5 protein-coding genes are annotated in these 8988 nt (G+C 65.4%); 3 read left to right on the top strand and 2 right to left on the bottom strand.

Annotation, left to right across the window (positions count from 1 at the left end; genetic code table 11):
• Positions 1-224: 224 nt before the first annotated feature.
• The gene (locus GTW58_RS09985; protein WP_119932852.1) at positions 225-1778 is read right to left on the bottom strand and encodes a DUF6882 domain-containing protein; all 1554 of its coding nucleotides are present in this window, start codon (positions 1776-1778) and stop codon (positions 225-227) included.
• A gap of 69 nt (positions 1779-1847) precedes the next feature.
• On the opposite strand from GTW58_RS09985, the gene GTW58_RS09990 reads away from it, so the two are divergent.
• Positions 1848-3359 carry an SseB family protein gene (locus GTW58_RS09990; RefSeq protein ID WP_119932853.1) on the top strand — a complete coding sequence of 504 codons (1512 nt, stop codon included), beginning with the start codon at positions 1848-1850 and terminating at the stop codon, positions 3357-3359.
• Between the two features lie 112 nt (positions 3360-3471).
• Here the strand turns inward: GTW58_RS09990 and GTW58_RS09995 are convergent, their stop codons facing one another.
• Entirely contained in the window at positions 3472-5010 is a 1539-nt protein-coding gene (locus GTW58_RS09995; protein WP_119932854.1) for a catalase, read from the bottom strand.
• Positions 5011-5344: 334 nt separating this feature from the next.
• On the opposite strand from GTW58_RS09995, the gene GTW58_RS10000 reads away from it, so the two are divergent.
• Complete coding sequence (locus GTW58_RS10000) at positions 5345-7780, top strand: sigma-70 family RNA polymerase sigma factor (protein ID WP_119932855.1); 2436 nt, start codon at positions 5345-5347, stop codon at positions 7778-7780.
• A gap of 176 nt (positions 7781-7956) precedes the next feature.
• Positions 7957-8847 (top strand): zinc metalloprotease HtpX, encoded by an 891-nt coding sequence (gene htpX / locus GTW58_RS10005; protein ID WP_119932856.1) that lies wholly within the window; start codon positions 7957-7959, stop codon positions 8845-8847.
• Positions 8848-8988: the final 141 nt, after the last annotated feature.

Here is an 8988-nt window from a genome sequence, read left to right on the forward strand (position 1 = left end):
GAAACGGCCGAACTGGCCGAAAACTGCCAGCAGCACCAGGCACAACAGCAAGGCGAAAATCACCCGCAGGGAGACGATCTCCCATGCACCGGCAGGTGCGAGCGCCACGAAGTACAGGGCAACAACCCCCACAGCCCGTAAGCGCTCGCACCAAAGAGCAGTCCGCGGCGTCCTTCAGCGGCCGGGCGGACAGCTGTCCGTTTGCTCAAACAGTCACTGACCTGTCACAGGCCGAAGAAGCGGCTGAAGAAGCCCTTCTTGCGGGGCTGATCGTCCTGTTCGGTGGTCTCTGCCGGGGCGTCCTGAACCTCGACGGTGTCCTGAGTGTCGTCGGTGCGCTGGGCATCCAGTGCAAGGCCGGGCTCTTCCTGAACAGGACGCGCGGTGGCGGGTTCCTCCACACGGGGCTGCACCACGGCAGGCTGCTCACCGGCGGATTCACGCTGCTGATCGGCATCCTCCGTGCCGGTGTGCTCTGTGCCGGTGTGCTTCTGGGACTCGCCCTCCACGGCTGCATCCAGCTCCGCAGCAAAGTCCTCGTCCTGGGACTCGACCCGATCTGTGGCCTCTGCGGGTTCGGTGCCCTGGGCTGGGTCAGTGGACCCGGCTGCCTCCGTGGACTCGGCCGGCTCGATGACCTGGGGAGCCTGCTCCGAGGGCTGCTGTGCATCGCGGTCCTCGGCCAAGGACGGCACCGTGGTGGTGGTGACTTCCCCGGGAGCGACGTCGCGGCGCGGCTCTTGATCGTAGGGCAGGTCCTGATCCGGTTCCGTGGAGGCACCGGGGACCGGTGCTTCCAGGTCCTCCTGGGACAGCTCAGCAGGCAGGGGCTGCTGGTCCTCGGCCTGGGTGCTGGTCTCGGCAGAAGCCTGGGTGGCGGCGTCGTCGGTGTCGATCTCGGCGTGAGTGTCAACATCCATGCCCGCGGTACCGGCACCGGCTGCGGCAGCAGTGGCCTCACGGCGGGAGGCTTCCTGTTCCTCTCGGGCGGCGGTGTCCCGGGCGGCTTGCTCATCGGCAACCCGGCGAGCATCAGCGCGGTCTGCTGCCAGGGCCTCGCGGCGGGTGCGTGCCTCCTGCTCCAGACGGGTCAGTTCCTCCGGGCCGACCGAAGGCTCTGCCGGTTCCACACCGGAGATCTGGTGCTCCTCCAGCCAGAACCGCTGAGCGCCGTCGCGAGTGGTGATGACACACATGGCATCCGTGTCCCATTCGATGTGGGCACCACGCAACGTGGCGTAAGAGTCCAGGGCGCGGTTGTGATCCACTGCGGTGCCCGTCTGCAAGGCTTCGGCAATGACCCGCATCATGGTCTCAAGGCTCACGGGCTCCAGATCCAGCTCCGGACCCTCCAGCAGCAGCCACGCTGTGACGTTCTTGCCCACTCGGGCGGGGTAGTGGGCCCACACCCCGGTTAAGGCCTTGGATGCCAAGGTGACCTGGCGGGCGAAACCGTCCTGGGTGGGCAGTTCATCCGTGATGAGTTCGGAAACGTCAGAGCGTGCAGCGGACTCACGGGTCTGGACGGCTGCAGCCACCACCTCAGAGGGAAAATGGCCCAGCTCCTGCCAGGACCACACCCAGGTGCCACGTTCCGCGGAGTCCGTTCCCAGCAGGTGCGGGGTCAGCACCACGGGGGGATCCGACTGCAGAGTGAAGGACGGGACGGAGAAGTCAACATCCCATTCCACGCCCTGGCTCAGCTCAGCCAGCCGGGCCTGATGCTCGGTCGAAATGAAGATCGAGTCATCGATCAGTTCCTGCAGTGAAGTCGTCATGCCATCAGGCTAGCAACGCAGACCGACGCACCGGAACTGGCCAGGAGGTGGCCCCGATAAGCTGAGCGCATGACGCAGGACCAACCACAGCCCAGCCGACGCTCGCGTGATCGCGCGGGCAGCCACGCCGCCAGCAAACTCACCGACGAACAGGTTGCCCAAAGTCTGAGGGACGAGCTGCGTGCCGTGGGCGACTGGATTCTGGGTGTGCTCAACGCGCAACCGGGGTGGGAGAGCATGGACGTGGATCTCAAGCCGCAAGGTGGCCGCATGTGGTTGCGGATCACCGAATACCGCGGCGGCCGGGAGTTGCCTGGCACCGTGGGGCCCATCAAGCCCGGAAGCTCTGTTCTGCGCCGTATCAACCGTTTGCAGTCCCTGTCCTACCGTCCAGGGCGCGGGACGTGGCTCTCCACCGTGGTCACAGTCACCGCACAAGGGTGGCCCAGCCCCCAGTACTCGTTTGCCACCCGCCACAACTTTGATGAACGCCCTCCCCAGCTGGGAGAGGAAGGCGCATATCAACTGGAGGACGGACTGGAGCATCTGGAGAGTTTCCCGCGCACGGAGGCTCGCGTGCCGGACTGGTTGGGGGCGTTGGCTGCCGAAGCAGGCCACACCATTCAGGTGCTGGCCCCGGAAGCTGAAGCAGAGGCCGACCCTGAGGGCACGGTCAACCCCCGATTGCGTGAAGCCATCGCCGGATTCGCCGCAGCGCCATCGGACGCCGCACTGATCGAGGTCATGCGCAATTGCACTGCAGGGGACCTGCTGGTGGATGCCACGGGTTCGGATCTGATTCGCACCCAGACCGGTGAGCTGAGCCCGGAGTCCCAGATCCAGCTCCAGAGTTTTGCCGAACCAGACGGCACCCGCACCTTGGCTGCCTACACGGCCCAAACAGACGCCCAGGCCATGTTTCATGCCGCCGGGCAGGACGGTGAACCGGTGCTGCTGCGCCAGCCGGCAGCCGCGGTCCTGGAACTGGTGGCAGCTGACCAGCAGTACCACCACCTGATCTTGGACGCAGGTGCTGCTTCCTGCCGGATTCCGCGCAGGCAGATTGAATGGCTGCTGTCCTCACCGCGCAATGACGTGGCCAAGAACGGTCTGCTCATGGACAGTGTGCCCCAGGTGCTCTCCGGGCTGATGGCAGCCAACGGGGTGCTGCTGTTGGGTGTGCGCCCGCTGGAGAACGCCCAGGGACCGGAAGACGTTGAACCCGTCTGGGCCAAGCCAGAGGAAGGACAGGATGCAGACACCCTGCTGCTGTTCACCTCCGCGGCAGAAGTGGCTGCCCTGGACCCTACCTTGGAGATCCGCTCGGCGGCAGGTCGGGATGTTCTGCGCTATGCGCTGGGAACCGGCGCCTCCCAGGTGTGCGTCAACGCGCGTCCACCGGTGGCCACGTTCGCCATGGACGACATCAGAAGCATTCTGGACTCTGTTGCCGACTCACCCGCGGATTCAGACGACTCCTCTGAGATCTCCACTCCGGTGGTGAGCCTGGAAGATCACCCGGAGGACGTCGTCGTGGAGGAAGACCCCGGATCAGCCACCGGCATCAACCTCAAGGACTGAAAGAACGGCCGAGTGTCCGAGTGGGGTCGTTATCAATGATTCGAAACAACCCAACTCGGACACTCGGCAGTCGGCGTTGGGGGCCCAGGGCTGGGCCTCAGCGAGGAACGGGTCAGACGTTCTTGGCGTCTGCTCCGCGGTTCTCCTCCACGGCCTTGCGCACGCGCTGGCCCAGCTCCGGGTGCACGTTGTCCCAGTACTGCAGGGCGCGCTCCAAGATGGTGTTGTCCTGAACATCACCCACGTGCCCGGCAATGTTGTCCACCAGAACCTGCTGCTGCTCGGCGTTCATGACCTCCGAGTAGAGGATCCCCGGCTGGCCGAAGTCGTCATCGGCAGAGTGCAGGGTGGCCGCTGCGCGAACCATCTCACCATCCGTCTCCCAGCGCATCTCATCCGCAGGCTTGATCCCCTGACCCGCAACCGGTCCGCCCATGGTGTTGGGTGCATAGTTCGGCTGGCTGGGTGCCTTGAACGAGTACCGCATGGGCCCGTCCTGGGAGTAGGAGTTCTGCTCGGCGTAGTGCGGGAAGTTCACCGGCAGATCCGCAAAGTTGGCACCCAGGCGGTGACGGTGCGTGTCCGGGTAGGAGAACACACGGGTCATCAGCATCTTGTCCGGGGAGATCTCATGTCCCGGAACAGTGTTGCCGGGGGAGAAGGCCGCCTGCTCGATCTGAGCAAAGAAGTTCAGCGGGTTCTGGTTCAGTGTGAACCGACCAATCTTCATGCGGGGGTAGTCACCCTTGGGCACGGTCTTGGTGACGTCAAAGATGTTGTACTTGTACGTCTTGGCGTCCTCGTAAGGAATGACCTGGACTTCCACGGACCAGGACGGGAACTCGCCGCGCTCAATGGAGTCGTGGAGGTCACGGCGGTGCGCATCAGCGTCCTCACCGGCGATCCGGGCTGCTTCCTCACCGGAAAGACCTTCCACACCCTGCTCGGAGATGAAGTGGTACTTGACCCAGAACCGCTCACCGGAGTCATTGACCCACTGGAAGGTGTGGGAACCGTAGCCGTTCATGTGTCGCCAGGACTTGGGGATGCCACGTTCACCCATCAAGTACGTCACCTGGTGTGCGGACTCCGGGGACTGGGTCCAGAAATCCCACTGCATGGTGTTGTCCCGCAAGCCGGAACCCGGAAGGCGCTTCTGAGAGTGGATGAAATCGGGGAACTTGATGCCGTCACGGACAAAGAAGATCGGGGTGTTGTTGCCCACGATGTCCAGGTTGCCCTCAGTGGTGTAGAACTTCAGCGAGAAACCACGGGGGTCACGCCAGGTGTCAGGCGAGCCCTGCTCACCGGCCACCGTGGAGAACCGCGCCAGCATGGGAGTCTTGGTGCCCTTCTGGAACACCGCAGCGCGGGTGTACTGGGAGACGTCTTCCGTGATCTCCAGTTCGCCGAAAGCGCCACCACCCTTGGCATGGACCACACGCTCCGGGATGCGCTCGCGGTCAAAGGCCGCCAGCTTCTCCACCACGTAAGAATCGTGCAGGGCGATCACGCCGTCGGGGCCGCCGCTGGTCAGTGAATGGGCGTCCGAGGCAACCGGCTTGGCGTTCTGGTCCGTGGTGAATTCACCGGTGGGACGCAATCCGACTTCATGGACGTTCTGGGGGGAATTCTGTGCATTGTCAGACATGATGAGCCTCCTGCGGTCATGGCGGTCCGTTGCTTCTTCACCGTAACCCAGGCCACCGACATCCCACCCGGTACCGCGTGGAAAGTTCGCTGATGGTTGACTGGAAGCCGCCGTCGCCACGTGTTGGCGCAGGTCAGGACTCTTGGACGGCCTCTTGCCTGCGCGTAGAATCGTGTGGTTCGCGGGCACAGCCGCCCGTCCCAGGAACATTCCGTCCGTTCCGCGTACGTTTCGTCCGCTGAGGACCATCTGACCAGGAGGAGGCCGCACCATCGTTGCCCCACGTGACCCCAACTCTGCATCCGAGCATCAGTCGGAGCTTGCGGATGAACTCTTGGCCCCCGCCCAGGACTCTGCGAACCAGGCCGAGTATGACGTCCAGTACGGCGGTGCCGCGGAATCGGGCACCCCGGGTGAAGCTGCAGGCGCCGGGGACAAGGGCTACCAGCGGAATGGGGACTCGGAGGCCAAGGCCGCACAGGAAGCGGCGTTGGAGGATGAGGAGCTCCTCCAGGCGGTACGAGCCGGTGACGAGGCCTCGTACGGCCTGCTCTACGAACGGCACCGCTCCACTGCCTTGAACGTGGCACGGATGCACACCCGCAACGTGCACGACGCCGAAGATCTGGTCTCGGAGGCTTTTGCCAAGGTCCTCTCCGTGATCCGCAAGGGTGGTGGGCCGCAGAAGTTCATGCGCAGTTACCTGGTCACCACCATCGGACGCCTGGCTGTTGACCATGCCATCGCAACCGGCAAGGTGCAGCCCGTTGCAGAAGACGCCGATCTGGACCAGCCGCAGGAATTCAACGACGTCCTGGTCAAGCAATGCGACTCCGTGGCGGTGGCCACGGCCTACGCCTCCTTGCCTGAGCGGTGGCAGGCGGTGCTGTGGCACACCGAGGTCGAGGAGATGAAGCCGCAGGCCGTGGCTGGTGTTCTGGGGATGACCCCCAATGCTGTTTCGGCCTTGGCCAAGCGCGCCCGGGAAGGGTTACAGGCGGCTTATCTGCAGGCGCAGGTTTCCCATGCAGCAACTGATGCCTGTCCTGAGATGGCAGGGGATCTTGGTGCGTTCGTCCGCGGCAGTTTGGGCTCACGTGCCCGGCGTGCGGTCCAGCAGCACCTGGACGAGTGCCCCCGCTGCACTGCTGAATATCTTCAGCTGCAGGACACCGGTGTGGGGATGCGGACCTGGATTCTTCCTGCTCTGGCTGCCTTGCCGTTGTGGGGCACCGAGTCCAAGGTTCTGGCCGCTCTCATGGTTTCCGGTGCCGGTGGAGGCGCTGCTGGGGGCTCGGCAGCAGCTCAGGCGGCAGGTGCGGCCTCCGCGGATGCCGCCACCACGGGGGCGGGTACGTCTGAGTCTTCCGTTGGTGCAGGCAGTGACCTGACCGGCTCGTCCGCCCAGGCGGCAGCGGCAGGCTCAGCCGTGTCCAGCAACGGACCGTCCTCCGGTGGCAGCGGCTCCGGTGCCGGTGGCATTGTGGCCGGCGCCGGTGCGGGCATCGGACTGAAGATCGCCGTGGGTGCAGTGGCTGCATCAGCAGCTGTGGCACTGGTGGGGGTGGGGGTTTCCACCCTGGTCCAGGATGACGGCACCAACAACGCCACCACCTTGGGCGGTTTGCCGTTCCCCGCCAATGGCGAGGCCCCTACCGACCAACAGGCAGGTGCTCCGGCGGGGGAGTCGGCATCGCCTGCCTCCGGCGCCGGGTCCGCCGAGGACCGGTCCGGGCCCTCGGATGCGCAGGTGCGCGCCGTGGATGACGAAACCTCCGGTCAACCACGCTTCATCACGGCCTTTGACCGCATGCAGAACGACCTCGCGCGTTCGCAGGCCCGGAACGACGACGGCGCTGCCAACGGTTCGGTGACGGCAGGATCTGCGGATTCCGGCCGTTTTCCGGCCCCCAATCAGCGCGGCCCCTGGGCGCCACCGGTTCAGGAGACGTATCAGGGCCAGCAGTCTTGGCAGTCGGGCCAGTATTCACAGTCGAGCCAATCATCGCAGTCCGGCCAATCGTCACAGTCCGGCCAATCGTCACAGCCTGGTCGATACTCGCAGTCCCGTCCGTCTGCCCAGCAGCCCGGTGGGAGTTGGAGCACACCGTTGGCACCCGTGGCCCCAGCCCAGCCGCAGGCGCCATCGCAGCCGCAGGCACCTGCTCAACCCCAGGTGCCGGCTCAGCCACAGGTTCCGGTGGCGCCGGTGTCTCCGCCGGCCACCACCCCGACGTCGCCGGGAACCACCACTCCGGTGGCGCCCACCGCTCCGGCCACGGATGGAACAGTGGACCCGGGCGACAACCAGGGATCGGTCCTGGGCACACCGGCTGACTCCACTGAAGACAACCAGAACTCCAGTGGGGCTCCGCTCTACGCACCCGCCAACTCGCCGGTCACAGCACCGCTGCCCATGGACGGGAGCACGGATTCAGCTCCTGCCCCGCAACCGGAGCCGGCCAACACAACCGAGCCAACCACTGCACCAGAACCAACCACCGCACCAGAACCGGCCACCACGCCAAGTTCAGAGCCGGATCCCACTGCAGATCCCGGCACCACCACGGACACCGGCACCGCGCCGGAAAACACAGGTGACCCCCAACCCACGGACGGCACCACAACCGAACCCGTGGACCAGGCCACCGGCCCTCGGGATGCCCCGGCCGTGGATCCGGGCCAGTGGGAGAACACCACCCCCGGACAGGGTGTCGGACCTGGCGGTCTGTGGATCTGGACGGAGCGCGGTTGGGTGCGCCTGGCATGACCGCCGTGGCCCGGGGCCCATGTGGCGGGCAGAACCAGCACACGCAGTTTGCTGAGAGAATCATCCATGTTCCCTTCAACTCCGCCCAGCAAGCGGGCCGGTCCGGAACACAACCCCGCCTCAGATGGTTGCTGATCACAGAAGGTTCGGCACAACCCCAAGGATGACTCCACACCATGCATCGACATTTCAACGGTCTGAAAACCGTGACCCTGCTGGGCGGCATGTGGCTGCTGTTGTTGGCCATCGGTTACGGCGTGGCCGTTGCTGCCAACAACTCGGTGTTCATCTTCCTGTTCGCCCTGATCGGGCTGGGCACCACGGCCTACAGCTACTGGAACAGCGACAAAATTGCGTTGAAGTCGATGCGCGCCGTCCCCGTTTCCGAGCAGCAGGCACCCGATCTGTACCGGATCGTCCGGGAGCTCTCCAACCAGGCCGGGCAGCCCATGCCGCGGCTCTACATCTCACCCACCATGAGCCCCAATGCCTTTGCCACAGGCCGCAACCCGGACAATGCTGCAGTGTGTTGCACGGAGGGGATCATGCAGCTGCTGGACGAGCGTGAACTGCGCGGTGTCCTGGGCCATGAACTGATGCACGTCTACAACCGGGACATCCTGACCTCCTCCGTGGCGGCGGCCATTGCCGGGGTGATCACCTCGGTGGCGCAGATGTTGCAGTTCGCTGCGATTTTTGGTGGCCGCGGCGGAGACAGCCGTAACAACCCCATTGCGGGGTTGGCCATTGCCTTCCTGGCACCGGTGGCGGCCACGGTCATTCAGCTGGCCATTTCCCGGACCCGCGAGTACGACGCCGATGAAGACGGTGCCAAGCTCACCGGTGACCCGCTGGCCCTGGCCAGCGCGCTGAACAAGATCGAGAACGGTGTCAACGCCCGTCCCTTGAGCCCCAATGACCAGAAGGTGGTCAACACGTCTTCCATGATGATCGCCAACCCGTTCGCCGGGCGCGGGATGTCCAACCTGTTCCGTACGCACCCGCCCACGGCGGACCGCATCGCCCGTCTGCAGAACATGGCCCGCGGGGGTCACACCGAGCGCTGAGCCGTACCCCCCCGGGACGCCGCACCGCAGCTACGTCACCTTGAACGACGACGACGGGGGGGGGGCCCCCGGCACGTGGGCCCCCCCCCCCGCCCGCGGGCGGGGGGGGGGGGGCGCTGACAACCCCGCAGGGGGGGCCGA

The sequence above is a fragment of the Kocuria subflava genome (assembly GCF_012163155.1).
Classification (GTDB): Bacteria; Actinomycetota; Actinomycetes; order Actinomycetales; family Micrococcaceae; genus Kocuria; species Kocuria subflava.